The sequence below is a fragment of the Bradyrhizobium sp. genome (assembly GCF_049512235.1).
GTDB lineage: Bacteria > Pseudomonadota > Alphaproteobacteria > Rhizobiales > Xanthobacteraceae > Bradyrhizobium.
Map to the genome: position 1 here is coordinate 13,213 of NZ_JBEKXH010000004.1, position 26,490 is coordinate 39,702.

Consider the following 26,490-nt stretch of genomic DNA (forward strand, 5'->3'; position numbering starts at 1 on the left):
AAGGTCGGGCAATTAAGGATAAACTGCGATTCCGGCGCATCCGCCTGCAGATGGCCGCGGTCGTGCCGCAAAGTAATGTTGAAAGAGTTCTCTGGGTGGGGTCGGGACTTCAGTTGATCGTGCAAGACAAGAACCCTTATCGGAAACGATTGCTGGCAATGCTTCTGCTTGCCCCCGTGATCTCGGGCTGCTCGGGAACGTCGGATATCCTGTCGAAAGACGCGGATTGGTTTTCGCGCCCCGGCAGGCTGTTCATCAGAAACATCGAAGCGCCGCCGCTCTCGCCCAACAAACCGATCACCGCTGACGACTTGGTCAGCGCCGAGGGGTATTGCCCGGGGATGGCGCCTCCGGCCAACCCTGCCGATGCCAACGCCTTGAGCGATGGCTCCGCCGGTGCGCCGACGCCCTCGACCACGGGAACGGTGGCGCTGGGTCATACCGAATGTGATGTGGTGCGCGGGATTGGCGCGCCTGTCAGCGTCAATATCTCCAAAAACGAGCGGGGCGACAGGCTGGCGGTTGTTACTTATCTGCAGGGACAACGCGCCGGAATCTATACCTTCACGGCGGGGCGCCTGACGTCTGTGGAACGCGCTCCCGAGCAGGAAGCGCCGCCGACGGCCGCAAAGCCCAAGGCGAAAAATAAGAAGCCGGCGGCGACCTGAGCGTTGGCCGGTGCGCGCTCAATCCAACCTTGACCCGATCGGATCAAATCAGATCATGGTCTCATCTCTTTGATTGAGCATGTTCTCCGGGCAAACGCTTTGCGTTTGTCAGCGGGAAATCCGGATTCCGGCCCCTGGCATGCTTTTCCGCCGGACAAACGCCAAGCGTTTGCTCCGAGATCATGGGCAAACTGGCTCAGCTGGCCGCATCGTCATACTGCGAACTCGCTTCCAGCCAATCTTCCTCGGCGCGCTGCAACGCGCTGGCGGCGCCGGCCCGCGCCTTGCTGAGCTGAGCCGCCTGCTTGGGGTCGCGTTTGAACAAATCGGGCAGCGCCAGCGCGGTGTCGATCTTGGAGATGATGATGTTGATGCGCGCGATCTCGGCCTCGGCGTCGAAAATTCTCTGCTTCAGCGGCAGGCGCTTTTCCGTCTTGTTGCGGACGGGCTTGTCGCGGCCGTTACCGCCCTCATTGCCGCTGCGGTCGCGCGAACTGGTGCGCATGCCGCGCGCCGACAATACCATCCGCCTGTAATCGTCGAGATCGCCGTCATAACTGGTGACGGCATGATCGGCCACCACCCACAATTGGTCGGCGCAGGCTTCGATCAGATAGCGATCATGCGAGACCATGATGACGGCGCCGGGAAATTCATTGATCGCCTCGGCAAGCGCGGCACGGCTGTCGATATCCAGATGGTTGGTCGGCTCGTCGAGAATGATCATGTTGGGGCCGAAAAAGGTCGCCAGCCCCAGCAGCAACCGGGCTTTTTCGCCGCCCGAAAGGCTCTTGACCAACGTGTCGCCGGCCTTGCCCGAAAAGCCGATCGCGCCGGTACGTCCACGCACCTTGGTTTCCGGGGCGTCTGGCATCAGCTTGCGCACGTGATCGTAGGGCGAGCCCTCCAGATCGAGCTCATCGACCTGGTGCTGCGCGAAATATCCGACCGAGAGCTTGTCTGCGCGTGTGACCTGACCGGAGAATGGCGGCAGCCTGTTGGCAAGCAGCTTGACCAGCGTTGACTTGCCGTTGCCGTTGGAGCCGAGCAGGGCGATGCGGTCGTCGGTGTCGATGCGCAAGGTCACGCGGTTGAGCACCGGCTGTTTCCGATCATAGCCGACCGAGACATTGTCGACCGCGATGATGGGCGGCGACAGCATCTTCTCGGGGACCGGGAATGAGATTTCGCGCACGTCCTGCGTCACCAAAGCGGTGACGGGCTTCATCTTTTCCAGCATCTTGACGCGGGACTGCGCCTGGCGGGCTTTCGAGGCCTTGGCCTTGAAGCGATCGACAAAGGCCTGCAGCCGCTTGCGCTCCGCGTCCTGGCGTCGGGCGTGCTTGGCATCGAGCATCTCGCGCGTGGCGCGCTGTTCCTCGAACGAGGAATAGGATCCCTTGTAAAGCGTCAACTTGCGGCGATCGAGGTGCAGGATCTGATCGACCGAAGTCTCGAGCAGATCGCGATCATGGCTGACGACGATCACCGTGCGTGGATAGTTGGCCAGATGATCTTCAAGCCACAGCGTGCCTTCGAGATCGAGATAGTTGGTCGGCTCGTCCAGCAGCAGAAGATCCGGAGCCGCAAACAAGGTCGCGGCGAGCGCAACGCGCATTCGCCAGCCGCCGGAAAATTCCGAACAGGATCGGGCCTGGTCGGCGGTCGAAAATCCGAGACCACTCAGGATCGCGGCGGCGCGGGCGGGGGCGGAATGCGCATCAATGTCCACCAACCGGGTTTGGATGTCGGCGATGCGGTTGGGATCGTGTGCGGTCTCTGCTTCGTGCAGCAGCGCGGCGCGTTCGAGATCGGCCCTTAGCACGACATCGATCAGGCTGTCCGGGCTGTCGGGCGCTTCCTGCGCCAGGCTGCCGACCCGCCAGCGCGGAGGCAGCGTGATGGTACCGGTCTCCGTCGGCAATTCGCCGCGGATCGCGCTGAACAGCGTTGACTTGCCAACCCCGTTGCGGCCAACGAAGCCGACGCGCGCGCCGGGCACGATCTGCGCGGTAGCGTGATCGATCAAAAGCCGTCCGGCAATCCGGACCGATATGTCGGTGATTGAAAGCATGCCGGGTTGTCACCGGAGCCGCCACCAAACGCAACCCGTTTGTGGGCGAAATATCCGCTCCGCAGGCCGCCTATGCCTAAAATAGGCTCATCTGGCGCCGAAGTGATCCTCGCTGTCGCGCTTGCGCAACTGATCCATCAAGTGCTGGAGGCGGGGCGACAGATGCGAAGGTAAAGGACGCAGGTTCTGTTGCAGCCGTCCGCCCACGGCATCGCAGATTGATCGGCTGGTGTTGCGATCGAGCAGCTCGCTGCTGTCGGTGATTCGGCTGTTCATAATGGATTTAGCCTCGTGCTGCTCTGGATGATTGTCGCTCCCTCTGACAATCCGTTGGCGTGCAGATTGTTTCCGACCCGGGTAGATTGCATGGCTTTACGGTAAAATTTGCATGAAAACGGGCAATAGTTCCACGGTCGCGACCGAGAAAAGGAAAAGCCCCGGCGTGACAGGCCGGGGCTGAGCGTAGGGATTTGCTGGATTCAGCTCAATAGCAGCGATTTACCAGGCGCCAGCGCGGCCCCCACGGCGTCGGCACCAGTTGCCGCACATAGCAGCCGCCGTAACCATAATAGGCCGGCCCGCCGACGTGGAGGCGGGGGCCGCCCCAGCCCCAGCCGCGATGCCAGCCACCGTGCCCGCCGCCCCAGGCGGAGGCCGCGGTCGGCGCCAGCGCGGCTGCGCCGAGCGAAGCTGCGGCAAGGATCACAAGCGAGAGTTTGCGTAACATGGAGGTCTCCTCGGATTCGGCGCGTTGGCGCCATCGGGTGAAACATTTGCTGCCCGGGCGCTCCGCCAGAGTCGGGCGCTCGATCTATTCAAGCCTACGCCCGGGAAGCTGAACGAACCCGGGACATCCGTTTCAGGAAAGGTTCATCTTGGTGAAATTGCCGCAATACGGGCACCGAGGGCCGGCCTGGGCAAGCCTCTGCGTTCCCGTCTGATCGCTTGCCGTTCGCCGACGGCGCCGATATAAGCGCCGCGACTTCCATCAGCGCTCTGCAAGGAAATATTATGGCGATTGAACGCACCTTTTCCATCATCAAGCCCGACGCGACCGCGCGCAATTTGACCGGCGCGATCAACGCGCTGATCGAGAAGGCCGGACTTCGCATCGTTGCCCAGAAGCGCGTTCGCATGACCCGCGAACAGGCCGAAACCTTCTATGCCGTTCACAAGGCGCGTCCGTTTTTTGGCGAACTGGTGGATTTCATGATTTCCGGTCCGGTCGTTGTTCAGGTGCTCGAAGGCGAAAACGCCGTGCTTGGGCACCGTGACGTCATGGGCGCGACCGATCCGTCCAAAGCGGCCGAAGGCACGATCCGGAAACTGCACGCGAAGTCGATCGGTGAGAATTCGGTGCACGGTTCCGATGCGGCTGAGACAGCCGCTATCGAGATCGCCCAGTTTTTCTCGGGCAACGAAATCGTCGGCTGATTGACACAGACGCTCTCGCGCCAGCTGGTCGACGACAGCCGCGGGGGGCGACCGCTTGCGCCACGGGGGTAGGCTGTGAATTGGCTGTTACTGGCCGCCGATCCGGCAAATATCGACGCGTTTCTCCGACAAGTTCAGACCGACATGCGGGCGCCTTCATTCTGGCTGGCCGTCGGCAAGATCATCTGGATCAACGTGCTGTTGTCCGGCGACAATGCGCTGGTGATCGCGATGGCCTGCCGCGGACTGGCGCGACCGCAGCGGCTGTGGGGCATGGCGATCGGCGCCGGCATCGCGGTGGTGCTGCTGATCGCCTTCACCGGCATCGTCGCCAAGCTGATGGTGCTGCCCTATCTTAAGCTGTTCGGCGGAATGGCGCTCCTGGTCATCGCCGCCAGGCTTCTGGTGCCGGAAGATGAAGGCGACGACGTCACCGCCGGCACCAGCCTTTGGCATGCCATCCGGATTGTCGTGATCGCCGACATCGTCATGAGTCTGGATAACGTTATCGCGGTCGCCGCCGCCGCGAACGGCCAGCTCCCGCTGTTGATTCTCGGCCTCGCCGTCAGCATTCCGATGATCATCGCCGGTGCGGCCTTGATCATGATGGTGCTCGACCGGTTTCCTATTCTGGTTTGGCTGGGCGCGATGCTGCTCGGCTGGATCGCGGGCGATGTGATCGAAAGCGATCCGGCCGTTCATCCCTTGCTGCAGCGGTTTCTCGACGGCCGGATTGCACTGAATATCGACGCATCTTCGGCGATGTTTGGCGCAGCGAAACATCTCAGCCTGGATGGAGATCTGATCGAATGCCTCTGCTCGGTGCTGGGCGCGATCACGGTGTTGGTTGCAGGATCGATCTGGCGGAAGCGCACGCTGCTGCATCTCGAACGAGCGGCGTTGCCGGCCGAAGTGAAAGCCGCGCAGTCCATCGAGCGGCCGTAGGCGATCCCGCAAAGACGCCGGCGCCAGATCGGGCTAACGGCTGACGATCGATCCGGAGCGGCCGATCAGCCGCCCCAGCTGCTTGAAGCGGCTGCCGACGCGATCGGCGACCAGATCGGCCATTTTGTGCTCGAACACCAGCGTCAAGTTGCGGCCGTGGCTTCGAAAATGGGTTGCCGGCAATACCCCGGGCCGCGCCGCCGATATCATGTGGGCGACGCGAAGGGCAGCGCCAAGCACGCGCGCCCGCTCGACCATGGCCGGCGGCAGCAACTCGCGAATCATCGTCGGCGGTTCGTTGTATTCGCTAAGGCCAGCGTAGCGGTAGAACACCGACAGCGCGACAAAGGCCCGGCCTGGATGGCTGATCGCGCCGAAATTGCCATGGGTGATGAGATTGAGCGTCTGCTCGCCGCGGTAGTCGGGATGCACCCGCCATCCGACGTCCGACATCAGGCAGGCGGCATGGCGCAGGCGGCGGTCCTCGTCGGTTTCCCGCAACCTGACGACCCGCACCAAACGATCGGTCCATGCGATCAATTCTTCCGCATGGCGCGCGGATCGCGACAGCAGTTCGTTCAGCTTTCGCGCGGCGCAGAGCAATCCGTCTTTGGAGCGCTCGGCCTCGGGCAGCCTCTCGTAAAGCAGGCCCTCGCGTACCCCGAAGGTCGAAAACACAATGGTCTTCGGATTGGCGACGCGGATGATGTATTCCAGAACAAGAGCCGCATACGTCAGCAGCGGCCGGCGGGCGTCGGCGACGACTTCGATATCAGCCAGCATGTTCGCCGATGCGAGACGGCGCAGGCGCCGTGCGAAATCGAGCGCATCCACCGCCGGTATTGAATAGCCGTGCATCACCCGCAGCGGATAACCGCTCTGGACGATGTGGATGCGCGCCAGCGCGCGCCAGGTTCCTCCGACTGCATAGAATGTCCGGCCTCGACCGGCCTCGAGCTGGGCAACGCCGGAAAGTTCGGTCCTGACGATGCGTTCGGCGCGCTTCAGCGATTTATGCGACAGGTCCTGCAACGCCAGGCTCCCGAGCGCGAGCGTCACGCCGCTGCGAACGCGGTTGCCACGCACGTCAATCAGTTCCAGCGAACCGCCACCGAGATCGCCGACAATACCGTCCGGCTTGTGAACGCCCGAGACAACGCCGAGCGCGGATAATTTCGCTTCGCGCGGGCCCGACAGGATCTCGATCGATACGCCGCAGATGCCCTCGGCCTCGGCGATGAAATCAGCGCCATTGGTGGCATCGCGGCAGGCCGCGGTGGCGATCGCGTGCACCCGGCCGACCCTCATGATCCTGCACAGCGCATGAAAACGCCGTAACGCCGTCAAGGCCTTGGCGACGGCGTCCGGCGCCAGAAGGCCCGTGGTCTGAACCTCGCGGCCGAGCCCGCAGAGGGTTTTCTCGTTGAAGACCGAGACCAGGCTGCGCGTCATCGCTTCGTAGACGACCAGACGCACCGAATTCGATCCGATGTCGATGACCGCGACGCTGGATGCGCGCTTGCGCGGCCGCTTCACCGCAAGGACCCCTTATGGCGGATGCTGACGCTCGGTACGGCGTGTGAGGCGGCGTGGCGAAGATTCCTTGAGCGACTTTCCACGGCCAGACAGACTCGGATTCGTCATGAAGTAATTATGAACGTTGAAAGGCTCCTCGCCTTTGGCGGCCTTCATACGCGTTGACGACCCGTCCGGCAACAACTGCCAGCTCTGCTCGGTATCCTTGAGATTCGCGACCATGATCTGTTCGAGAACCTGCTGATGCACCGTGGGATTTTGCAACGGACACAGGATTTCGACGCGCCGGTCGAGGTTGCGCGGCATCATGTCGGCGGAGGAGATATACACAGCAGCTTTTGTGCTGGGCAGGCCCTGTCCCATCCCGAAGCAGTAGATTCGGCCATGTTCGAGGAATCGGCCGATGATCGATTTGACGCGGATGTTCTCCGACAGACCTTTGATGCCCGGCCGCAGGCAGCAAATTCCTCGCACTACCAGATCGATCGACACCCCGGCTTGGGAGGCCTCGTACAAGGCGTCGATGATGTCGGGATCGACCAGCGAGTTCATCTTCAGCCAGATCGCCGCCGGCTTGCCGTGACGGGCAAAGCCGGTCTCGCCCTGAATGTGTTCGAGCATCCGGTTGCGAAGTGTCAGCGGCGAAATCGCCATCTTCTCGATATCGCTGGGCTCGGCATAGCCGGTGATGTAGTTGAATACCCGCGCTGCGTCGCGCCCGATAGTCGGGTCGGACGTGAAATAGGACAAATCGGTGTAAATGCGTGCCGTCACCGGATGATAGTTGCCGGTGCCGGTATGGACGTAGGTCGCCAGGCTGCCGCCCTCGCGGCGTACGATCAGCGACAGTTTGGCGTGGGTTTTCAGTTCGATAAATCCGTAAACGACCTGCACGCCGGCGCGTTCGAGGTCGCGCGCCCAGCGGATGTTGGCTTCCTCATCGAACCGCGCCTTGAGTTCGACCAGCGCCGTCACCGACTTGCCGGCTTCCGCGGCCTCGACGAGGGCGCGCACGATCGGCGAGTTGTTCGAGGTGCGGTAGAGCGTCTGCTTGATGGCCACGACATCGGGGTCGCGGGCGGCCTGTTGCAGGAACTGCACGACGACGTCGAACGATTCATAGGGGTGATGAACGATCAGATCCTTTTGCCGGATCGCGGCGAAGATGTCGCCGCCGTGATCGCGCACCCGTTCGGGATGGCGCGGCACATAGGGTGGGAATTCGAGATCGGGCCGGTCGAGACGAGTTAGTTGCGATAGTTCGTTCATCGCCAGCACGCCATCGACCAGGAGAACCTCGTCGTCGGCGGTGGCAAGCGCCCGCTGCACGAAGGCGCGCAGTTCTTCCGGCATCTTGGCTTCGATCTCGAGCCGGATCACCGATCCGCGCCGCCGCCGCTTCAATGCGGTTTCGAACAGGCGAACCAGGTCTTCAGCCTCTTCCTCGATTTCGAGCTCGGAATCCCGGATGATGCGGAAAGCGCCCTGACCCTTGACGGTATAGCCTGGGAATAGTCGGCCAATGAACAGACCGGTGGCTTGCTCCAGCGTAATCAATCGGACCGATCCGTCCTTGCCGGAGGGCAGGCGGATGAAGCGATCGATCCTGCCCGGCATACGAATAAGCGCGTTCATCGGCTTGCCGTCGGAGACCCGTGCCAGCTGCAGCGCGACGGTAAAGCCGAGGCTCGGGATAAACGGGAAGGGATGCGCCGGGTCGATCGCAAGCGGGGTCAGCAATGGGAAAATATTATGGAGAAAGTGGTCCTCGACCCAGCCCCGCTCGCTCTTGGTGACGTCGCGTCCATCGATGAGAACGATGCCCACCGCTGCCAGAATGCCGCGTAGATCGCGCCAGATCGCCTGCTGATCGCTGGCGAGTTGCGATACCGTCTCATTGATGAGCACGAGCTGCTCGGCCGGGGTCAGTCCATCGGGGCTGCGTTCGGCAATCCCCTCCCGCACCTGGGCCTTGATGCCGGCGACCCGGACCATGAAGAACTCGTCGAGATTGTTCGCCGAAATTGACAGGAAGCGCACCCGTTCCAGTGCCGGATGTCCGGGATTGACCGATTCTTCCAGAACCCGGCGGTTGAAGTGCAGCCAGGAAAGCTCACGATTGATGAAGCGTTCGGGGCCCCTGGCGATTGCCGGGCCGACCTCGACATCGATGTCTTTTTCATTAATTACAATGGCTTGTACCGATTCCATCAAATTTCAATCCATCTCGGAGCGGGCGGCAGGCCGTTCCCGAGCAACCTCCGCGAAGCATGTTTTAGCGCAATGACCGGTGAATGGCACGGTCTTCCCGCGCTGCCGCCGGCCAAGTGTCAGATAGTCCCGGGATCGCGGTTGCGCAGCAATTCGGCCGCCAGCGCCCGGGTGACCGGCCGGCACAGCCGCAAGGCTTCGCTGTCCAGCAGTTCGACAGCCTGCCGACCGGCGGCATATGAGCGCTCGATCCGGGTCGCAAGATAGCTCACCACGGTTTCATCGACGGCCAGTTGGCGGTCCGCGCAAAATTTGACGATCAGCGCGCGAAATAGCTGATCGTCGGGCGGAAGCAGCGATACCATCGGCACGGCGCGGAGACGAGACCGCAGATCGCGTAGTTCGACTGGGAATGCCGATGGGGGCGCCCGTGCGGTGATCAGAATATAAGCCTCATCCTCCCGAGCCAGGTTCATCAGGTGGAACAGGGCCCGCTCATCGAAGTCCGGCGATTTCAAATCTTCGACAACAAGCGCTCCGGTCGCCAGCGCGCCCGGCACCGCGGCGGCGGTCAGCGCATGTGCTGAGGTCGAGCGTGCGCCGGCTTGCTCGGCCCAGATCGCGGCGAGATGGCTTTTGCCGGACCCTTCCGGCCCGACCAACAGCATGGTCCGGTTTGGCCACTCGGGCCAGCTGTCGACCAGCGAGAGCCCCGCGGTGTTGGCCGGTCCTTCGAGGAAATTGTCGCGGCTCAGGCTTTCCGCGTGCGGCAGCGCCAACGCCAGCTGACGAGGGTGAACGCGGCCTGCCACGAAGTTACTCCCTGCCGGGATCGGCCGGCGCATGGGGGATGTTGCTTTCGATCGTACTCATGTGCCGCACCCACTCCACGAGATAGAGGGATACGGAAGCCAAAGTAAAGACCGTTACAAAACCCATCAGGACGATGTCATATGGCGTTGAATTGAAACCGAAGCCGAGCGCGGCGAGCACCAGTGCCGCGAATGCCACCTGCGCCACCGTGTTGAGCTTCGAAACCATCAACGGCTTCATCGGGATCGGCTTGCCGAACAACCATGACACAATCACCGCGGAGACGATCATGATGTCGCGGGAGACCACAAGGATGACGATCCAGCGCGGTAGCGCGCCCCAGATTCCAAGCGCGACGTAGATCGAGACCAATAGCGCCTTGTCGGCCAAGGGATCGAGCAGCGCGCCCAATTCGCTCGTCATATTGAAACGCTTGGCGAGGAAGCCATCGACGGCATCGCTGACGCCTGCGACGATAAAGACCGCAAATGCGATTGCCATCTGGCTGGAGGCAATTGCCCAGACGATGACCGGCACCAGCAGGATGCGGCCAAGTGTAATGATATTCGGAATACTCACACGGCGCTTCCCGGAAACCGGCCTGATTTCGCCAAGAGACTGGGCCCTTTGCAGCCCGAACCGGTTGTTGTCTACATAGTATCAGCACATGCCGCCTGCGAGCCATTGCACATCAGCGGAATCCGACGTAACCAGCCGCCACATCGGGATTAGGCCATGGTCGACCGCAAAAACGGGCTCACTTACGCGGATTCGGGCGTCGATATCGATGCCGGAAATCGTCTGGTCGACCTGATCAGGCCGATGGTGCGCGCCACCGCCCGTGCCGGCACTGAGGCCGAAATCGGCGGATTCGGCGGATTGTTCGATCTGAAGGCCGCGGGCTTTAAGGACCCGGTTCTGGTTGCTGCCACCGACGGCGTCGGCACCAAGCTCAAGATCGCCATCGAGACCGGCCTGCATGGCGGTATCGGCATCGACCTGGTGGCGATGTCGGTCAACGATCTTGTCGTGCAGGGCGCGGAACCGCTGTTCTTTCTCGATTATTTCGCCTGCGGCAGGCTCGACCCGGAGGCCGTCGCCGCCATCGTGGCAGGCATCGCCGAAGGTTGCCGGGAATCCGGCTGCGCCCTGATTGGCGGCGAAACCGCGGAAATGCCGGGTCTTTACAAGGACGGCGATTACGACCTGGCAGGCTTCGCGGTAGGCGCAGCTGAGCGCGGCAGGCTGTTGCCGCGCCCCGATATCGCCGCCGGCGACGCAGTGATCGGCCTTGCCTCCTCGGGCGTTCACTCCAACGGCCTTTCCCTGGTCCGCAAGATCGTCGAAACCTCCGGTCTCGGTTTCGAAGCCCAGGCGCCGTTTTCGCCGGTCATGACACTGGGGGGGGCGCTGCTCACGCCGACGCGGCTCTATGTCAGATCGTGCCTGCGCGCAATTCACGAGACCGACGCGGTCAAGGCTCTCGCCCACATCACCGGCGGCGGTTTTACCGACAATATCCCGCGCGTACTGCCCAAGCATCTCGGCGTCGGCATCGACCTTGCGCGCATCCCGGTGCTGCCGGTCTTCAAGTGGCTGGCAGGGCAGGGGAGTATTGCCGAACTCGAACTGCTCCGCACCTTCAACTGCGGCATCGGCATGATCGCGATCGTGGAGCCCGGTGCAGTAGATCGGGTTACCGATATTCTCGCCGAGGGCGGTGAGAACGTCGTATTATTGGGCGAGGTGATCCCGGCGACGGCCGACCATCACGTGGTTTATAACGGTCATCTCGATCTTGCTTGGTGAGATCGCTCGCGCAAGGTGGGCCATGAAGCGCCGTGTCGCAATCCTGATTTCCGGGCGCGGATCGAATATGGTGGCCTTGATCCAGGCTGCGGCGGCAGCGCATTTTCCGGCCGAGATCGCGCTTGTGATTTCCAACCGGTCCGATGCCGCCGGTCTGGAAAAAGCCCGCGCGAGCGATGTCCCGGCGCTCGCCATCGAAAGCAAGCTCTTTGGCAAGGACCGGGCAACGTTCGAAGCGGTCGTCCAGGCAGCGCTGGACGAACATGGCATCGACCTGATTTGCCTTGCCGGCTTCATGCGACTGCTCACGGCCCAATTTGTGCAACGCTGGCACGGCCGCATGCTCAACATTCACCCCTCATTGCTGCCTTCATTTCCCGGCATTGATCCGGCGGCCCAGGCACTCGGCGCCGGGGTGAAAATCTCCGGCGCGACCGTTCATTTCGTGATTCCGAAGACCGACGCCGGTCCGATCGTCATGCAAGGTGCCGTGGGGGTTTGCGATGACGACACGCCGGATACATTGGCAGAGCGGATTCTTCGTGTCGAACATCGCATCTATCCCGAAGCGCTGCGGCTGGTCGCGGGTGGCCAAGTTCGGCTGGAAGGCGATATCTGCAAGACGACCGCCGGTGCCGGGTCGGCTGCCATCTTGATTTCACCGACGACGGGATGCGGTACGTGAATCGCCTGTTGGCCATGGGGAGTCGTCATGATTACGCTGTTCGGTTTCGGTCCGAATTTCGGCCTTCCCGACGCCAGTCCGTTCGTTTCCAATGTCGAAACATTGTTGCCGATGTCGAAGCTGCCGTTTGAAAAAGCGGATTCCTCGACTGTTTGCCGAGGATGCGGCAGGCGAGTGTGACGAAGGGGAATAGCATGGCGAAAATTGCGATTGTCGGCTGTGGCGCGATGGGATCGGTGTATGCCGCGCTCATGGCCGAGGCCGGTCACGAGGTTCATGCCGTTACGCTGTGGCCCGATCACGCCGAGGCGATGGCGACCAAGGGCCTGCGCTGCGAAGGCGCCAGCGGCGATCGAACGGTGCCGATCCATGCGTCGATGACGACGGACGGCATCGGACCCTGCGACCTCGTCATTATCGCCACCAAGGCATTCGACGTCGAGGCCGCGGCGCGTTCCTGCCTGCCACTGCTCGACCGGGAGACCGTTGTTCAGACCATCCAGAACGGCCTCGGGTCGCCGGAGATCGCCGCGCCCATCCTCGGTGCCGACCGGCTGGCGGTCGGCGTCGTCGGCGGATTCGGCGCGTCGATCCGGGCACCGGGCCATACTCACCACAATGGCATGGAAATGGTCCGTTTCGGTGCCTTCTCGGGGCTGCCGAAGCAGCTGTTGCAGGCGTCTGCAAAGATCTGGGAGTCGGCCGGCTTCAAGGTCGCCTTGTTCGACGACATCAAGCAGATGGTCTGGGAAAAACTGATCATGAATGTCGCCTTTTCCGGCACCTCCTGCACCACCGGGCTGACGGTCGGCGAAATCCTAGGCGACGCTGATGCATGGACCGTGGCGCGGGGCTGCGCGGAGGAGGCGATCGCGGTGGCAAAAGCCTCCAATGTCAGGCTCAATGTCGGCGATCCGATCGAGCACATTCGAAAGCTCGGCAACAAGATACCCGATGCGCGCCCCTCGATGCTGCTGGATTACAATGCCGGCCGCCGCTGCGAGGTCGAGGCCATCAACGGCGCGATTCCGCGGCTCGGCAAACCGCTCGGCCTCGCTACACCGGTCAATGACACGGTGGTCGCAATCATCAGGTCCCGTGAGCGCCGCATGCTGGCGGGATCTGCGAATTCACCGGATCTTCCAAGCTCGAAGCCAAGTTCGAAGACGCCAGCCGGCGAAGCGGCGTGACCGTGCGCAGGGACCGCCGGTCACAACTTGATATAAAAATCCCCCGGCGCGGGCCGGGGGTGCATCGATCGCTTACGCGGATCGTGGCGAAGCTTAAGAGACCTTGAGATTTTCGGCGGAGGTTTTACCGCGATTTTCCACAAGGTCATACTCAACAACCTGATTTTCGTTGAGGGTAGAGAGCCCGGCACGCTCGACCGCCGAGATATGGACGAAAACGTCCTTATCGCCAGCCATCGGCTTGATGAACCCATAACCCTTGGTCGGGTTGAACCACTTGACGGTGCCTTTTTGCATCGCCTGTCTCCCAGTCTAGTCATAAAAAAGACGTGGCCACGCTTTTTGCGTGCCACGCCACAAGCGGGCTTCCGGATGTCTGCTGAATTTCTTAGTCGCGAAACGCACAGTCGAACGGCCTAGATCCGATTGTGCAGGGGATTGCAACACGAAATCTGCGCGTTAGCAAGCTTCTGGCTTGGCACGGAAAAATCGAAAAAACGATCGAAGCGCCCGCGCGCGACCTGTGGCCGCCGAACAACAATGTTCGGCAATCCTTGGTTTCGATGAGCCAGGACCGATTGACGCTCCCGCAGAAGTGTCGGCAAATCGGCCTTGTCGGCCGAAATATTGTATTTCGTCGAGCTGGCGTCTTTCTTCGGGAATGGCATTTATGTGCTGCTCGTTGCGGCCTCCGCGAGAGAAGGGCCGTGGCCGTGGGATCGCGAGGGCGGTTGTCGTCGCCAGCATCCTCGCGCTGTCGGCGTCTGCGTCGTGGTCTTCTGCGCAAGCCCAAACGCCGACCCCAACCCCGACACCGACACCGACACCGACCCCTTCTCCAACCCCTTCCCCAGCCCCTACTCCGATCCCCATTCCGACACCATCAGCCATCAATTCCGGTATTTCGGCGGGCGCAGCCGTGGAAAACCTCGGCAGCAATTTCCTGGAGCGCCTCGGAAACCAGGCGTCATCCGGGTTCGGCAGCGCCCTGCAGAACAATCCGGGCGGCGGCGGCGCTTCGGAGGCGACCGAGGCGCCGCGTTTTCGGACCTGGGGCGAGGCTTACGGAATATCGGCCAGGACCGGCCCGCAGGGCGATTTCGTTGGCGATCGGCGCCAGACCTGGGGCGGCGTCGCGGGGTTTGGCGCACGCATTGCGCCCGGCGTCAACGTCGGCGTTTCGGTCGACCAAAGTCGCACTTCAATCGACGTTCCCCTGGCGCTGCAGTCCGCAACGCTCGACCTTACCCAGCTCGGCTTCAACGCGTCGGTCGACAAGGGGCCGTGGACCTGGGCCGTCGCGCTGGTGCACGGGTTCGGGAAAATCAATTCGCGCCGTGACACCGGGGACGGTTTCGCCACCGCCGGCTATAACGGCCGGATCGATGGTGCACTGACCGAGTTCAGCTACTACTGGAGCATGGGCCAGGGCCGCATCGTGCCGAAAGCTGCGCTCGAATATGTGCGCGCCTCGACCGGATCGTTGCAGGAAGCCGGCGGGCTTGATCCGGTGACGGCGACCGGTGCGACGATGGAGCGTTCGCGGATCCTGATGGGCGCGGAGATCGGGCACTACTGGATCTTTGATCGAAAGATTCTCGATCTGTCCGCCTACGGCAAATTTGTCGACAACGTCTCGCAGGATTTCAGTTCGATCATCGTCAGCCTCGGCCCCCAGAGCATCACCGTGCAGGGCATCGGCGAAAGCAGGTATGGCGCGGATGCCGGTGCGTCCGCCTCCCTCAGCCTCACCAATACGGCCCGGCTCTACATCAACTATGACGCCAAGTTTCGCGCTGCGATGCAGTCGCACCAGGGTACCGCCGGCATCGAACTGAAGTGGTAGCGGCGCGGCGCTGCAACCGGACCAGCCGGCGTCAGCTGCTGGCGCTAACCGAACGGATTGGCAGCCACATAGCCATCCAATCCGTAATTTGCTCGTGGTTCGACCATGAGGGGTACAAGATCGGTGGGATGGATAAATTCGTCCCTGAAACACGGGTAGGCCTTGGGATCGAATATTTTCTTGAGCCAATCGATGACGATCTTATGCCGATCGGAGTTGCGAAACTCCTTGTGATATGTAAGCCAGAGGTCGGCGTGGTGATGGACGCCCATGTCGACTGCGACCAATGGCGCACCTAAGGCAATAGACGAAGTCGGTAGGAAACCCACTCCGGCCCCTCTTTCTACAGCATACAGAACGCTGATGCTGGAGTTCGTCTTTATACCGACAACTCCCTCCAGCGAGTTCAGCTCCAATAGCCGGGCATAAGCGGTATCGTCGACTTGCGGCGCGTTTTGCTTGACAATTCTGTGGTTTTTGAGCTCGGCCAGGCACGACGGAGAGCCGTATAGCTTCTCGTATCCTTTGGAAACGAACGGGTAGATATGGAGCCTGCCAAGCTTCGCGACAATAACGTCTGGACTCGTCGGTGGTTCCAGCTGGATGGCGATGTCCGATTCAAGGCGCGCGACATCCGCCTGCTCCATCGCGCAGTGAAGATCGACGATTATCTTTCGGTAGGTTTTTTGGAAGTCGATCAGCCTCGGAAGGATCCAAAAATTACCTGGCCCCTCGGTGACTGCGACGCGCACGGTACCGGCGGGATCATTCGACGACTGAACGGCGCGCCGGAAAATATTGAAGGCGTAGCGCTCCATTTCTGTCGCATCCGCGATCATTGCGAGTCCTTCCTCGCTGAGTGTCAGCCCAGTCTGATCGCGTAAGAATAATTTGCAGCCAATTCGCTCCTCTAGCCGATCGATCCTTCGCATCAGGGTCGTGCTTGTCAGACCGAGGGCTTCAGCTGCGTTTCGGAAGCTCTTGTATCTTGTACAAACCAGAAACGACTTCAGATCGTCCCAGGATGCATCCATAACTCCGTCGATCCGGCGCTGCGTCACCGCAGCACCGCGGTGCAATAGTTGCTGCATACCCCAAATCCTCGCCCGGTATGATGCTGACCCACAAGTAGGAGCGACGATAGATGCGCAACAGCGTTATGAAAAGGGTTTCGTTAGCCACGAGGCACGATTTCGACTCACTGCCGGTTAGCTCGGATGTTGATGTCCGTCATGCACAGCACTCCGAGCTCAATATCCTGGCGGACATAGCCCATCGCATGGTTCCGGGGGTTCAGATTGCCGCGCCGGATCTGGGCAGATATCTTGCGTTCGACCCAGAATGCATTCTGACGTTCAGTCGGCAGAATAGATTACTTGGAGCGATAGCATTTCTTTATCTTAATAGCCGAGGACACGATGCACTAATTCTCGACGAAATTTCTCTAACCTTACCCGATATCAGTTTGCTCGCTGGCAGCGGTGATGAGGTGTCCGCCATCTACATTTGGGCGATTGCGACATTTGGTCGTGGTATCTCCGGATACGGCAAGGTCGCAGCTCACTTGAGAACGCCGCGCTATGTAAACGCCAATTGCTTCGCCCAGCCATCGACCAAGGCAGGGCGTGATTGGCTTGTTGCCACGTGCTTTAAGCAAATACCGAGCTTCCAGCCTGATCTCTGGTTCTATGAACGGGCATGGAACAGGCACTCATCCCGCGCTCGGGCGGTTAACCCGGAAAGGAGCTTCGTAGATGCACGGCACTAGCTTTCCATCGTTTCCAAGGCCGAACCCGCGTGCGATATCGGTTCGCATCGCGCGTGACCCCAACGACCTCATGCTGGTCGCGGCGATCCGCGCCGCGGTTTTTCTTGCCGAGCAGGATTGCCCGATGGAAGAGGAGTTCGATGGCAACGATCTGGTGGCCGCGCACTTTATGGGATTTGTCGGAAATGAGCCGGCGGGCTGTCTTCGCGTTCGATTTTTCGGCGAATTCGCAAAGATCGAGCGTCTCGCGGTGCGTCGCCAGTATCGGCGGACGCGGGTTTCCTTCGAGCTGGTGCAAGCGAGTGTCGAGTATATCAGGCGCAAAGGCTTCCGGAAGATCTACGGCCACGCGCAAGACCGGCTGGTCGACTTCTGGGCGCATTTTGGCGCCAAGCCGCTCGGCGCCAACCGAAAGATCACATTCTCCGATTTCTCCTACACCGAAATGGTTCTTGACATCGAGCCTGGCCCCGACGCGATCACGCTCGACAGCGATCCGTACGTTATCATTCGGCCGGAGGGCGATTGGGACAGACCCGGCGTTCTCGAAGTCTCGTCAGACCGCGGAGCGTCTTCCCCCCTGCGCTCGGCATTGTTGGGTGAAATATGACCGCGGCTCGAAAAATGACAGCTTCCATCGACGAAGATCCGCCGATCCTGGTCTGTGCCGACCTGCAGACCGAATATCTCACCGAAGGTCGCAGCCATGTCATTACCGACGCCGAGGAGATCACGTCGCGTTGCCTCGAATTGATGACGATTTGGCGCAACAATCTCTGGCCGGTCATGCATCTTAAGCGGATCGCCCAGGCCGCGTGGTTCAATCCGGCCTCGAACCTGACGGATTGGATCGCGGAGCTGAAACCGAGGCCAGGGGAGCTTGCCTTCGAACATCCGCTGCCGTCGGCCTATAGTTCGACGCGGTTCACCGAATACATGTCGAACATGAGAAGCATACGCTGTGTGCTGCTGGGCTTTTCGCTCGACGAAACCATTTTGTCGACCGTAGTCGACGGGTTTCACCGCAGCCATCGCTATCAGGTGGTCAGCGATGCCGTCGCCTGCCGTTGCCGTGGCGTCGGCGATGCGGCTTCGTACAAGCGGGCGGTCGTCAAGGTGATACGCAACTACGCTGGAATTCAGGCGAGCGCCGAGTTGATCGGAACCAGCGGCAAGATGGCGGTATGACCGGCATCCGGCCTCACCGCCGAGGAGCCGGTCATCAGCTTGCAAGTCGCTCAGCCAGTTCGATCAGGAGGCGCCGATCCGAAGGGACCATGATCTTCTTGAACGCCGTCAGCAGCCGCAAACCCTCATCGACGCTCGGATCGATCTGATTTTCCTGAAGCAGCTGCGCTGACTTATCAACGGTGCGATCGGAATGATCTGTGTTCACGGATGGACTCCAGAAAAAAGTAAAAGAACCGGACAACAAGAAAAGAAACAGATTGTGACCCGCGCGGACGAGCTAAAAGAGTTGGCAATCAACATCGAGACGGCAATACAACAAGCTCGCCGGCTAAACCTGCCGACCAGTGCTTATATTCTATCCATGGTGTCATTGGAAGTATCGCAAGCGCTGAAGGCTGCCGCAGGGGATACCGAGGAAGACGCCGCGCGATAGCACTCGGGGCGCCGATCCCGCCCTCCGCTTTTCGCGGTGGCGTGGCGGGCATATGCATGGATGCGTGCCCAGCAGGGCTGGAATGTTCAGTTCCGATCGACCCTGACAACCCGGCCTTTTTCGATCGCGAGTGCCAGCCGGCCATGTTTCAGCGCCAGCGCCGCTTCGCCGAACAGTTCGCGGCGCCAGCCATGCAGGGCGGCTACGTCAGCTCTATCGTCAGCCGCGATCTGCTCCAGATCGTCGACCGTTGCGATGACCTTGCTGGCGACCGCATGGCGCTCTGACGTCATCCGCAGCAGCACTTTCAGCAGTTCGACCGTCGCTGCGCCGTTTGTATTGCCGCGCGGTTTTTCGATCTTGGGCAGCGTCGCCGGATCGCGCGCGACGCCCCGCTGCACCGCCGCAACAATATCGGCGCCCCATTTCGAGCGGTCGAAGCCCTTCGGCAGCGAGCGCAGATTGGCCAGCCGCTCGAGGCTGGTCGGCGCATGGGTCGCGATATCGCCGACCGCATCGTCCTTGAGGACACGGCTGCGCGGAACGTCGCGGCTTTGAGCTTCCTGTTCGCGCCATGCTGCGACTTCCATCAGCACCGCGAGCTCTTTCGGCTTGCGCACCCGCGTTTTCAGCCGCTCCCACGCGCGTTCGGGGTGAAAGTCGTAGGTCTTCGGCGAGGTCAGCACCTCCATCTCCTCGCTCACCCAGTCGCTGCGGCCGCGCTTCTTCAGATCGGCGTCCAGCGCCGAGAAGACGTCGCGCAGATGGGTGACGTCCGAGACCGCGTAGTGCATCTGGTCATCGCTCAACGGCCGGCGCGACCAGTCGGTGAAACGATGGGTCTTGTCCGGACGATGGCCGGTGATGCGCTCGACCAGCTGGTCGTAGGCGATGGAATCGCCGTAGCCGAGCACCATGGCGGCGACCTGGGTGTCGAAGATCGGATGTGGAACGATGCCGGCCTGATGCCAGACGATTTCGATATCCTGACGCGCGGCGTGGAATACCTTCAGCACCTCTTCGTTGCCCATCAGCGTGAAGAACGGCTGGAGGTCGATGCCCCCGGCCAGCGTATCGATCACAACCGCTTCCTCCGCGCTTGCCATCTGCACGACACAGAGCAGGGGGTAGTAGGTGGTCTCCCGCAGAAATTCGGTATCGACGGTTATGACCGGGTGCCGGGCAAGGCGGGCGCAAACGTCGGCGAGTTCCGAAGTGGTGGTAATCAGTTCCATGAACGGTCCATAACGCTTCTGAAACGGCGTTCTGCCGAAAGCGCTGATATGTCAAGGGTCTTGGGGCGAATGCGAGGCTTGCAATGCGCCCGACGGCGAGTTTTACTGGACTGAGGCTACCCGGGCCTGCCAGGCGGCGCCCCGCGGAACCACCGAATACCTCTGTTCAAACCGCCAGGTTGGTAGCCGTTGACCGGTTCCTGATTGCTGGCCGGGGCGCGAGCCGCGCCCGTGTGTTGCGGGAGGCAGTTTTACAAAACCAGTTCACGTCCCGCAAAACGTCCGAAGCACACGCTGGTGCGGTTCGGGCGGGTCGGCATAACCGGCGAACGCCGGCTGGTCCTCGAAGGGTTTGGACAGCACGGCCAGGAGCTCTTCGAATGGCGCGAAGTCGTCCCGGTTGACCGCGGCTTCGATGACCGCCTCCACCCTGTGGTTTCTCGGGATGAAGGCGGGATTGACCGACCGCATCGCAGCCTGCCGCATGGCGGTATCTTGGGTCTCGCGGCCGATCCGTTCTCGAAAGCGTACCGCCCATTCATCATAAGCGGCGGGATCGGCGAATAATGGCCGGATGCTGCGATCATCGGCGGTATCCAGCGCGGCATCGCTCAAGCGCCTGAACGTCAGCGTGAAGTCGGCCTGGTTTTTAGCCATGGCCTCCAGCAGATCTTGCGCGAGCGCGCGGTCACCGTCCTCGGCGGTGAACAGCCCGAGCTTCTTTCGCAGCCCCGCTTGGTAGGCGGTGTCGAACTTTTCCGCGAACCCAGCCAGCGCCGACTGCGCCTCCGAGATGGCCTCGTCCTGCTGGTCGGAAAAAAGTGGCAAAAGGCATTCCGCAAGGCGGGTCAGGTTCCAGAGCGCGATCCGCGGCTGATTCGCATAGGCGTAGCGGCCTTGTTCGTCGATCGAGCTGAACACCGTGGCGGGATTGTATGCGTCCATGAAGGCGCACGGACCGTAATCGATGGTCTCGCCTGAAATCGCGGTGTTGTCTGTGTTCATGACGCCGTGAATGAAACCGACCAAAAGCCAGCGCGCGACCAGCTCGGCCTGCCGCGCGATCACGCCATCCAGCAGTGCATGGTAGGGGCGGTCGGTGCCGGCGGCCAGCGGGTAATGCCTGACGATGACATGATCGGCCAGGCGCCGCACGCCCTCGGTGTCGCCGCGCGCCGCAAAAAACTGGAATGTTCCGACCCGAATATGGCTCGACGCGACGCGGGTCAGAACAGCCCCCGGCAATAGCGTCTCGCGCACCACGCTCTCGCCGGTCGTGACCGCCGCCAGCGATCGCGTGGTCGGAATGCCCAAGGCCGCCATGGCCTCGCTGACGATGTATTCGCGCAACACCGGACCGAGCGCGGCCCGACCATCGCCACGCCGTGAAAATGGCGTCGGGCCCGACCCTTTGAGTTGAATGTCGCGGCGGACGCCGTCAGCGTCGATCACCTCTCCAAGCAGGATGGCGCGGCCGTCGCCGAGTTGCGGCACGAAATGGCCGAACTGGTGGCCGGCATAAGCCATCGCGATCGGGTCGGCGCCGTCGGGAAGCCGTTTTCCCGCAAGGATCTCGGCTCCCTCGGGAGTGGAGAGCCGATCCGGATCGAGGCCGAGATGGACGGCGAGTGGCCGGTTCAGCTTGATCAGCCGCGGCGATGCCACGGGCGTCGGCGCAACCCGCGCGAAAAAATTCGCCGGCAGCGCGGCATAGGTATGTTCGAAGGGGAAATGCACGGTCATGGCCTCCAAGATAGGCATGCCCTCCGATTAGACAAACGCTTTCGGGCGCCGGTCCGAGGGGACTGCCGGTTTCCTGCATTTTTCCGGGTTTGGGCCCTTCTCCGGGGGCCGGTCTTGGCAGGTTCTTGGCAGGCGCATTTGGTTGCCGCGCCCAGCGGCCTCGGGTAAACCCAGACGCGGTTTGCGGGTTGCAACTTCTGGCGCCCGATTCGATCCTCTGACATCTCATTTGGAATATCCATGCATCGTTACCGGACCCACACCTGCGGCGCGCTCCGCGAAAGCCATATTGACCAGACGGTTCGGTTGTCGGGCTGGTGCCATCGCATCCGCGACCATGGCGGGGTTCTGTTCATCGATCTGCGCGACCATTACGGCTTGACGCAATGCGTTGCCGATCCGGATTCGCCAGCCTTCAAGGACGCCGAAAAACTGCGCTCGGAATGGGTGGTGCGGGTTGACGGCAGGGTGCGCCGTCGTCCCGCTGGTACCGAGAATCCGGAATTGGCAACCGGCGCGGTCGAGCTCTATGTCGTCGTAATCGAGGTGCTGGGTCCGGCGGGCGAACTGCCGCTGCCGGTGTTTGGTGAGCAGGAATATCCCGAAGAAATAAGGCTTAAGTACCGTTTCCTCGACCTTCGTCGCGATAAGCTGCATCACACGATCATCAAGCGAGGGCAGATCATCGATTCGCTTCGCAAGCGCATGAAAGAGCAGGGTTTTTTCGAGTTCCAGACCCCGATCCTGACGGCGTCGTCGCCGGAGGGTGCGCGCGACTTCCTGGTGCCATCGCGGCTGCATCCCGGTAAGTTCTATGCGCTGCCGCAGGCGCCGCAGCAGTTCAAGCAGCTCACGATGATTGCGGGTTTTGACCGCTACTTCCAGATCGCGCCCTGTTTCCGCGACGAAGACGCGCGGGCCGACCGCTCGCCTGGCGAGTTTTATCAGCTCGACGTCGAAATGAGCTTTGTCACGCAGGATGACGTATTCAATGCGGTCGAACCAGTGATGCGCGGTGTGTTTGAGGAATTCGCCGGCGGCAAGCCGGTGACCGCGAAATTCCCGCTGATTCCCTTTGCGACCGCGATCAGGAAATACGGCTCGGACAAGCCTGATCTGCGCAACCCGATCGAGATGCGGGATGTCTCCGAGCATTTTCGCGGCTCTGGCTTCAAGGTATTTGCGCGAATGCTGGAAGACCCGAAGAACCAGGTTTGGGCCATTCCCGGGCCCGGCGGCGGTTCGCGGGCATTCTGCGACCGGATGAATTCCTGGGCGCAGGGCGAGGGCCAGCCCGGACTCGGTTACATCATGTGGCGCGAAGGCGGCGAGGGTGCGGGGCCGCTGGCCAATAACATCGGCACAGAACGCACCGCGGCGATTCGCGATGCGTTGGGATTGAAGGACGGCGACGCCGCCTTCTTTGTCGCCGGCGATCCCGACAAGTTCTGGAAATTCGCCGGCCTGGCACGCACGAAACTCGGGGAGGATCTCAACCTGATCCAGAAAGATCGCTTCGAGTTCTGCTGGATCGTGGATTTCCCGATGTTCGAGTGGAACGAGGAAGAGAAGAAAATCGACTTTTCGCACAACCCGTTCTCGATGCCGAACATGGAGCCGAATGCGTTTCTTGCGTTAGATCCGAAAGATGAAGCGACGCTGCTCAACCTCAAGGCAATCCAATACGATATCGTGTGCAACGGACTGGAACTGTCCTCGGGGGCGATCCGCAATCATCGCCCCGACGTGATGAAGAAGGCATTTGGCATCGCGGGCTATCCGGAAGACGTGCTGGAGGCCAAATTCGGCGGCATGCTGCGCGCGCTCTCGCTCGGCGCTCCGCCCCATGGCGGTATCGCACCCGGTATCGACCGGATCGTGATGCTATTGTGCGGCGAAGAGAATTTGCGCGAGGTCGTGCTGTTCCCGATGAACCAGCGGGCCGAGGACCTGCTGATGGGGGCGCCGTCGGAGGTCACGACGAAGCAGTTGCGCGAACTTCATATCCGGCTCAACCTGCCGGACTGAGGGGCAGGCCCAAGCAAAGGGCGGTCGCCGCATCAAGTGGATTTTCGAAGCGCGAGGGATCGTTTGTTTGGGTAAATGAGTGGGAGAGGCGGCCAATGGCGCGGAGTGTCCCGCAGGGCGGATCGCGATCCGCCGTCTTTCCCGCGACGGCGGATTACGCCGATGGGGTCGCGCGGTGCGCGAACCCGATCGGCTCCAATCCGCCCTACAGATTCGCGACAAGCTCGTGGCCGGCCTACGCGCGACGTTCCCGTTTTGTTTCACGTGAAACAGGTTCTCCGCGGGCGCGGGGATGAACCGCCTGTGACCCCAATTTCTTCGGGTTTGTCCTGCACAAGCCCGTGCATGACCAGTTGCGATTGTTGGTATTATACTTTGCATGGGGTTGTTTTCGATATTTTTGGCATGGCGAGCTGCAGCTCGCGTGCACCACCCGCCTTCGCCCGATGGGCTTCGGCGTGGTAGCCTTCTTCGCAGTACGCTTGGGATGAGTTTCCTGGCAAAAGCCCGGGCGCCCCTCGCGCCGCGGGAACGCGAATGCGTGTTGCGATTGGACGTCATTGCGAGCTTTCTGCACGGATCTGCTCGAAGGCAGCTTCGACCTCGCCGGCGACGCGGCGCTGAAGGTAGAACTCGAAGCCGAAGAAACCGGCCGTCGCGAGAATGACGGCCGCGACCAGGCCGATCAGTACCTTGACCATTTGGGCAACTCCGTTTGCCGATCGCCAGCAAAATGCCATATTGTGGCGCGCGATGGTACAAGAGTGATGACAATGGCTTCCACGATATCAGGGGATCGGCGCCGCTCCGCAGGCCTTTCGGGCAGCCGATCGGATATTGCGGCATGGTCGTCATGCGAGCTTCCCATCCGCCTCAATTTGCAGCAGAACTGAAAACCTTAACCGAAGCGTTCAATTCGGGATCGAGGGAGCCTGCAGGGGGAATGTATGTCGTCCTATTCTGAAGATCTGCATTCCGCGGCGCTCGCCTATCACCGGTTGCCGCGGCCGGGTAAGCTCGAGATTCAGGCGATCAAGCCGCTCGCCAACCAGCGCGATCTCGCGCTGGCCTATTCGCCGGGTGTGGCGGCGGCTTGCACCGCGATAGCGGCCGATCCCGCCCAGGCAGCGTCGCTCACGATCCGCGCCAACCTGGTCGCGGTGGTGTCCAACGGCACCGCGGTGCTCGGCCTTGGCAATATCGGACCGCTGGCATCAAAGCCGGTCATGGAGGGCAAGGCGGTCCTGTTCAAGAAGTTCGCCGGCATTGACGTGTTCGACATTGAGATCGCCGCTGACACCATCGAGCGCGTGGTCGAGACCGTGGCGGCGCTGGAGCCGACCTTCGGCGGCATCAATCTGGAGGACATCAAGGGCCCGGAGTGCTTCGAGATCGAGGCCCAGCTCAAGGCGCGCATGAAGATTCCGGTATTCCACGACGACCAGCATGGCACCGCCATCATCGTCGGTGCCGCGATCACCAATGCGCTGCTCTTGAACGGGAAAAAGCTTCAAGATGTCAAAATCGTCGCTTCCGGCGCTGGAGCCGCGGCGATAGCCTGTCTCAATCTTCTGGTGTCGCTGGGCGCGCAGCGCAGGAATATCTGGGTCTGCGATATCGATGGCGTGGTGCACGAAGGCCGCAACACGCTGATGGACCGCTGGAAGGCGGCCTATGCCCAGAAGACCGACAAGCGCGTGCTGGCGGAGGTGATCGGCGGCGCCGACATTTTCCTCGGCCTGTCGGCGCCCAATGTGCTGAAGCCCGACATGGTCAAGGCGATGGCGGACAAGCCGTTGGTGATGGCGCTGGCCAATCCGACCCCGGAGATCATGCCGGATGAGGCCCGAAAGGCGCGTCCCGACGCCATGATCTGTACCGGGCGCTCCGACTTTCCCAATCAGGTCAACAATGTCCTGTGCTTTCCTTTCATCTTTCGCGGCGCGCTCGATGTCGGCGCGACCGCGATCAACGAGGAGATGAAGCACGCCGCGGTCGAAGCGATCGCCCAGTTGGCGCGCGACCCGCCGGTGGATGCCGTCGCGCCAGGCTTCGACAGCGGCGAGGCCCAGGGATTTGGCCCGGGTTCACTGATTCCGAGCCCGTTCGATCCGCGGCTGATCCTGCGCATTGCGCCGGCGGTTGCGAAGGCGGCGATGGCGTCGGGCGTCGCGTCGCGTCCGATCGCAAGCTTCGAGGACTATGCCGCGCAACTGGAGCGCTTCGCGTTCCGCTCCGGCCTGGTCATGAAGCCGGTGTTTGCCAAGGCCAAGACCCAGCCGGTGCGCGTGATCTACGCCGAGGGTGAGGACGAACGGGTATTGCATGCGGCGCAGGTGGTGCTTGAGGAAAAGCTGGCGCAGCCGATCCTGGTCGGACGTCCATCGGTGGTCGAGGCGCGCATCAAGAGGTTCGGCCTCGCCATCAAGGCTGGCCGGGATTTCGATCTCATCAATCCCGAGGACGATCCGCGCTATCGATCCTACGTGCAGTCCTACATCGACGTCGCCGGCCGGCACGGCGTAACCCCCGATGCCGCCCGCACGGTGGTGCGCACCAATGCCACCGTAATCGCCGCGCTCGCCGTGATCCGCGGCGAAGCCGACGCCATGATCTGCGGCGTCGAGGGCCGCTATATGAGCCATCTGCGCCATGTGCGCGAAATCATCGGCTTTCTGCCGGGCGTCAGCGATTTTGCCGCGCTGGCCCTGATGATCACCAGCAAGGGGGCTTATTTCATCTCGGATACGCAGGTGCGACCGAATCCGAGCGCCGAGGAGCTTGCGGAAATGGCGGCGCTGGCGGCGCTCCATGTGCAGCGCTTCAACCTGAAGCCTAAGATCGCGTTCGTTTCACACTCCGATTTTGGCAGCTACGATAC

The 26,490-nt window shown here is 61.6% G+C and carries 26 protein-coding genes; 13 read left to right on the plus strand and 13 right to left on the minus strand.

Annotated features, from left to right (window positions below):
* Positions 1–158 precede the first annotated feature (158 nt).
* Positions 159–668 (plus strand): hypothetical protein, encoded by a 510-nt coding sequence (locus ABSG20_RS00780; RefSeq protein ID WP_423862589.1) that lies wholly within the window; start codon positions 159–161, stop codon positions 666–668.
* A 196-nt stretch (positions 669–864) separates the two neighbouring features.
* Here the strand turns inward: ABSG20_RS00780 and ABSG20_RS00785 are convergent, their stop codons facing one another.
* From ABSG20_RS00785 to ABSG20_RS00795, 3 genes are all read right to left on the minus strand, one after another.
* Positions 865–2,742, minus strand: a complete 1,878-nt coding sequence (locus ABSG20_RS00785) for an ABC-F family ATP-binding cassette domain-containing protein (protein ID WP_423862563.1) — start codon at positions 2,740–2,742, stop codon at positions 865–867.
* 87 nt (positions 2,743–2,829) lie between these two features.
* Positions 2,830–3,018, minus strand: coding sequence for a hypothetical protein (locus tag ABSG20_RS00790; RefSeq protein WP_423862564.1), 189 nt, complete (start codon positions 3,016–3,018; stop codon positions 2,830–2,832).
* A 208-nt stretch (positions 3,019–3,226) separates the two neighbouring features.
* Positions 3,227–3,469 carry a sulfur globule protein precursor gene (locus tag ABSG20_RS00795; RefSeq protein WP_423862565.1) on the minus strand — a complete coding sequence of 81 codons (243 nt, stop codon included), beginning with the start codon at positions 3,467–3,469 and terminating at the stop codon, positions 3,227–3,229.
* Positions 3,470–3,753: 284 nt separating this feature from the next.
* Between ABSG20_RS00795 and ndk the strand changes: the two genes are divergently transcribed.
* Together ndk and ABSG20_RS00805 are read left to right on the plus strand one after the other, a co-directional pair.
* Positions 3,754–4,176: a nucleoside-diphosphate kinase gene (gene ndk, locus ABSG20_RS00800; protein WP_423862566.1), complete on the plus strand. Its 423-nt coding sequence runs from the start codon at positions 3,754–3,756 to the stop codon at positions 4,174–4,176.
* Positions 4,177–4,251: 75 nt separating this feature from the next.
* Complete coding sequence (locus ABSG20_RS00805) at positions 4,252–5,121, plus strand: TerC family protein (RefSeq protein WP_423862567.1); 870 nt, start codon at positions 4,252–4,254, stop codon at positions 5,119–5,121.
* A gap of 33 nt (positions 5,122–5,154) precedes the next feature.
* Here ABSG20_RS00805 and ppx read toward each other — a convergent pair whose 3' ends face one another.
* The 4 genes from ppx to ABSG20_RS00825 form a co-directional block, all read right to left on the minus strand.
* Entirely contained in the window at positions 5,155–6,657 is a 1,503-nt protein-coding gene (gene ppx / locus ABSG20_RS00810; RefSeq protein WP_423862568.1) for an exopolyphosphatase, read from the minus strand.
* 12 nt (positions 6,658–6,669) lie between these two features.
* Positions 6,670–8,868 carry an RNA degradosome polyphosphate kinase gene (locus tag ABSG20_RS00815; protein ID WP_423862569.1) on the minus strand — a complete coding sequence of 733 codons (2,199 nt, stop codon included), beginning with the start codon at positions 8,866–8,868 and terminating at the stop codon, positions 6,670–6,672.
* Positions 8,869–8,987: 119 nt separating this feature from the next.
* Positions 8,988–9,680 carry a P-loop NTPase family protein gene (locus tag ABSG20_RS00820; RefSeq protein ID WP_423862570.1) on the minus strand — a complete coding sequence of 231 codons (693 nt, stop codon included), beginning with the start codon at positions 9,678–9,680 and terminating at the stop codon, positions 8,988–8,990.
* Positions 9,681–9,684: 4 nt separating this feature from the next.
* Positions 9,685–10,260, minus strand: coding sequence for a CDP-alcohol phosphatidyltransferase family protein (locus tag ABSG20_RS00825; RefSeq protein ID WP_423862571.1), 576 nt, complete (start codon positions 10,258–10,260; stop codon positions 9,685–9,687).
* Between the two features lie 156 nt (positions 10,261–10,416).
* Between ABSG20_RS00825 and purM the strand changes: the two genes are divergently transcribed.
* From purM to ABSG20_RS00840, 3 genes are all read left to right on the plus strand, one after another.
* Positions 10,417–11,490 carry a phosphoribosylformylglycinamidine cyclo-ligase gene (gene purM, locus ABSG20_RS00830; protein ID WP_423862572.1) on the plus strand — a complete coding sequence of 358 codons (1,074 nt, stop codon included), beginning with the start codon at positions 10,417–10,419 and terminating at the stop codon, positions 11,488–11,490.
* Positions 11,491–11,512: 22 nt separating this feature from the next.
* Positions 11,513–12,175 (plus strand): phosphoribosylglycinamide formyltransferase, encoded by a 663-nt coding sequence (gene purN / locus ABSG20_RS00835; protein ID WP_423862573.1) that lies wholly within the window; start codon positions 11,513–11,515, stop codon positions 12,173–12,175.
* Between the two features lie 194 nt (positions 12,176–12,369).
* Entirely contained in the window at positions 12,370–13,365 is a 996-nt protein-coding gene (locus ABSG20_RS00840; protein WP_423862574.1) for a ketopantoate reductase family protein, read from the plus strand.
* Positions 13,366–13,458: 93 nt separating this feature from the next.
* Here ABSG20_RS00840 and ABSG20_RS00845 read toward each other — a convergent pair whose 3' ends face one another.
* Complete coding sequence (locus tag ABSG20_RS00845) at positions 13,459–13,662, minus strand: cold-shock protein (RefSeq protein ID WP_423862575.1); 204 nt, start codon at positions 13,660–13,662, stop codon at positions 13,459–13,461.
* Between the two features lie 373 nt (positions 13,663–14,035).
* On the opposite strand from ABSG20_RS00845, the gene ABSG20_RS00850 reads away from it, so the two are divergent.
* Positions 14,036–15,211, plus strand: coding sequence for an autotransporter outer membrane beta-barrel domain-containing protein (locus ABSG20_RS00850; protein ID WP_423862576.1), 1,176 nt, complete (start codon positions 14,036–14,038; stop codon positions 15,209–15,211).
* A 44-nt stretch (positions 15,212–15,255) separates the two neighbouring features.
* On the opposite strand, the gene ABSG20_RS00855 is transcribed toward ABSG20_RS00850, so the two are convergent.
* Positions 15,256–16,302 (minus strand): LysR family transcriptional regulator, encoded by a 1,047-nt coding sequence (locus ABSG20_RS00855; protein ID WP_423862577.1) that lies wholly within the window; start codon positions 16,300–16,302, stop codon positions 15,256–15,258.
* 53 nt (positions 16,303–16,355) lie between these two features.
* On the opposite strand from ABSG20_RS00855, the gene ABSG20_RS00860 reads away from it, so the two are divergent.
* The 3 genes from ABSG20_RS00860 to ABSG20_RS00870 are packed head-to-tail and all read left to right on the plus strand — an operon-like array spanning position 16,356 to position 18,167.
* The gene (locus ABSG20_RS00860; protein WP_423862578.1) at positions 16,356–16,979 is read left to right on the plus strand and encodes a hypothetical protein; all 624 of its coding nucleotides are present in this window, start codon (positions 16,356–16,358) and stop codon (positions 16,977–16,979) included.
* Complete coding sequence (locus ABSG20_RS00865) at positions 16,966–17,589, plus strand: GNAT family N-acetyltransferase (RefSeq protein ID WP_423862579.1); 624 nt, start codon at positions 16,966–16,968, stop codon at positions 17,587–17,589. The genes ABSG20_RS00860 and ABSG20_RS00865 overlap by 14 nt, the downstream gene beginning before the upstream one ends.
* 14 nt (positions 17,590–17,603) lie before the next feature.
* Positions 17,604–18,167, plus strand: a complete 564-nt coding sequence (locus tag ABSG20_RS00870; protein ID WP_423862580.1) for an isochorismatase family protein — start codon at positions 17,604–17,606, stop codon at positions 18,165–18,167.
* A gap of 34 nt (positions 18,168–18,201) precedes the next feature.
* Here ABSG20_RS00870 and ABSG20_RS00875 read toward each other — a convergent pair whose 3' ends face one another.
* Positions 18,202–18,375 carry a hypothetical protein gene (locus tag ABSG20_RS00875; protein ID WP_423862581.1) on the minus strand — a complete coding sequence of 58 codons (174 nt, stop codon included), beginning with the start codon at positions 18,373–18,375 and terminating at the stop codon, positions 18,202–18,204.
* Between ABSG20_RS00875 and ABSG20_RS00880 the strand changes: the two genes are divergently transcribed.
* Positions 18,361–18,603, plus strand: coding sequence for a hypothetical protein (locus ABSG20_RS00880; protein WP_423862582.1), 243 nt, complete (start codon positions 18,361–18,363; stop codon positions 18,601–18,603). The two genes, ABSG20_RS00875 and ABSG20_RS00880, sit on opposite strands and share 15 nt — an antisense overlap.
* 86 nt (positions 18,604–18,689) lie before the next feature.
* Here the strand turns inward: ABSG20_RS00880 and rnd are convergent, their stop codons facing one another.
* Positions 18,690–19,838: a ribonuclease D gene (gene rnd / locus ABSG20_RS00885; RefSeq protein WP_423862583.1), complete on the minus strand. Its 1,149-nt coding sequence runs from the start codon at positions 19,836–19,838 to the stop codon at positions 18,690–18,692.
* Positions 19,839–20,102: 264 nt separating this feature from the next.
* On the minus strand, positions 20,103–21,581 hold the full coding sequence (locus tag ABSG20_RS00890; protein ID WP_423862584.1) for a protein adenylyltransferase SelO: 1,479 nt from the start codon (positions 21,579–21,581) through the stop codon (positions 20,103–20,105).
* A 240-nt stretch (positions 21,582–21,821) separates the two neighbouring features.
* On the opposite strand from ABSG20_RS00890, the gene aspS reads away from it, so the two are divergent.
* Positions 21,822–23,609, plus strand: coding sequence for an aspartate--tRNA ligase (aspS, locus tag ABSG20_RS00895; RefSeq protein ID WP_423862585.1), 1,788 nt, complete (start codon positions 21,822–21,824; stop codon positions 23,607–23,609).
* Between the two features lie 557 nt (positions 23,610–24,166).
* On the opposite strand, the gene ABSG20_RS00900 is transcribed toward aspS, so the two are convergent.
* The gene (locus ABSG20_RS00900; protein ID WP_423862586.1) at positions 24,167–24,310 is read right to left on the minus strand and encodes a hypothetical protein; all 144 of its coding nucleotides are present in this window, start codon (positions 24,308–24,310) and stop codon (positions 24,167–24,169) included.
* Positions 24,311–24,556: 246 nt separating this feature from the next.
* On the opposite strand from ABSG20_RS00900, the gene ABSG20_RS00905 reads away from it, so the two are divergent.
* A partial coding sequence (locus ABSG20_RS00905) for an NADP-dependent malic enzyme (RefSeq protein WP_423862587.1) occupies positions 24,557–26,490 on the plus strand: 1,934 nt, incomplete at its 3' end.

Excerpts from the sequence above, each read along its gene's own strand:
- ABSG20_RS00785 (WP_423862563.1), bottom strand. The coding sequence starts at position 2,742 with ATGCTTTCAATCACCGACATATCGGTCCGGATTGCCGGACGGCTTTTG.
- ABSG20_RS00865 (WP_423862579.1), top strand. The coding sequence starts at position 16,966 with ATGCACGGCACTAGCTTTCCATCGTTTCCAAGGCCGAACCCGCGTGCG.
- ABSG20_RS00790 (WP_423862564.1), bottom strand. The coding sequence starts at position 3,018 with ATGAACAGCCGAATCACCGACAGCAGCGAGCTGCTCGATCGCAACACC.
- ABSG20_RS00900 (WP_423862586.1), bottom strand. The coding sequence starts at position 24,310 with ATGGTCAAGGTACTGATCGGCCTGGTCGCGGCCGTCATTCTCGCGACG.
- aspS (WP_423862585.1), top strand. The coding sequence starts at position 21,822 with ATGCATCGTTACCGGACCCACACCTGCGGCGCGCTCCGCGAAAGCCAT.
- ABSG20_RS00880 (WP_423862582.1), top strand. The coding sequence starts at position 18,361 with ATGATCTGTGTTCACGGATGGACTCCAGAAAAAAGTAAAAGAACCGGA.
- ABSG20_RS00795 (WP_423862565.1), bottom strand. The coding sequence starts at position 3,469 with ATGTTACGCAAACTCTCGCTTGTGATCCTTGCCGCAGCTTCGCTCGGC.
- ABSG20_RS00860 (WP_423862578.1), top strand. The coding sequence starts at position 16,356 with ATGCGCAACAGCGTTATGAAAAGGGTTTCGTTAGCCACGAGGCACGAT.
- ABSG20_RS00845 (WP_423862575.1), bottom strand. The coding sequence starts at position 13,662 with ATGCAAAAAGGCACCGTCAAGTGGTTCAACCCGACCAAGGGTTATGGG.
- purN (WP_423862573.1), top strand. The coding sequence starts at position 11,513 with ATGAAGCGCCGTGTCGCAATCCTGATTTCCGGGCGCGGATCGAATATG.
- rnd (WP_423862583.1), bottom strand. The coding sequence starts at position 19,838 with ATGGAACTGATTACCACCACTTCGGAACTCGCCGACGTTTGCGCCCGC.
- ABSG20_RS00855 (WP_423862577.1), bottom strand. The coding sequence starts at position 16,302 with ATGCAGCAACTATTGCACCGCGGTGCTGCGGTGACGCAGCGCCGGATC.
- ABSG20_RS00850 (WP_423862576.1), top strand. The coding sequence starts at position 14,036 with ATGTGCTGCTCGTTGCGGCCTCCGCGAGAGAAGGGCCGTGGCCGTGGG.
- ndk (WP_423862566.1), top strand. The coding sequence starts at position 3,754 with ATGGCGATTGAACGCACCTTTTCCATCATCAAGCCCGACGCGACCGCG.
- ABSG20_RS00870 (WP_423862580.1), top strand. The coding sequence starts at position 17,604 with ATGACAGCTTCCATCGACGAAGATCCGCCGATCCTGGTCTGTGCCGAC.
- ABSG20_RS00890 (WP_423862584.1), bottom strand. The coding sequence starts at position 21,581 with ATGACCGTGCATTTCCCCTTCGAACATACCTATGCCGCGCTGCCGGCG.
- ABSG20_RS00815 (WP_423862569.1), bottom strand. The coding sequence starts at position 8,868 with ATGGAATCGGTACAAGCCATTGTAATTAATGAAAAAGACATCGATGTC.
- ABSG20_RS00840 (WP_423862574.1), top strand. The coding sequence starts at position 12,370 with ATGGCGAAAATTGCGATTGTCGGCTGTGGCGCGATGGGATCGGTGTAT.
- ABSG20_RS00780 (WP_423862589.1), top strand. The coding sequence starts at position 159 with ATGCTTCTGCTTGCCCCCGTGATCTCGGGCTGCTCGGGAACGTCGGAT.
- purM (WP_423862572.1), top strand. The coding sequence starts at position 10,417 with ATGGTCGACCGCAAAAACGGGCTCACTTACGCGGATTCGGGCGTCGAT.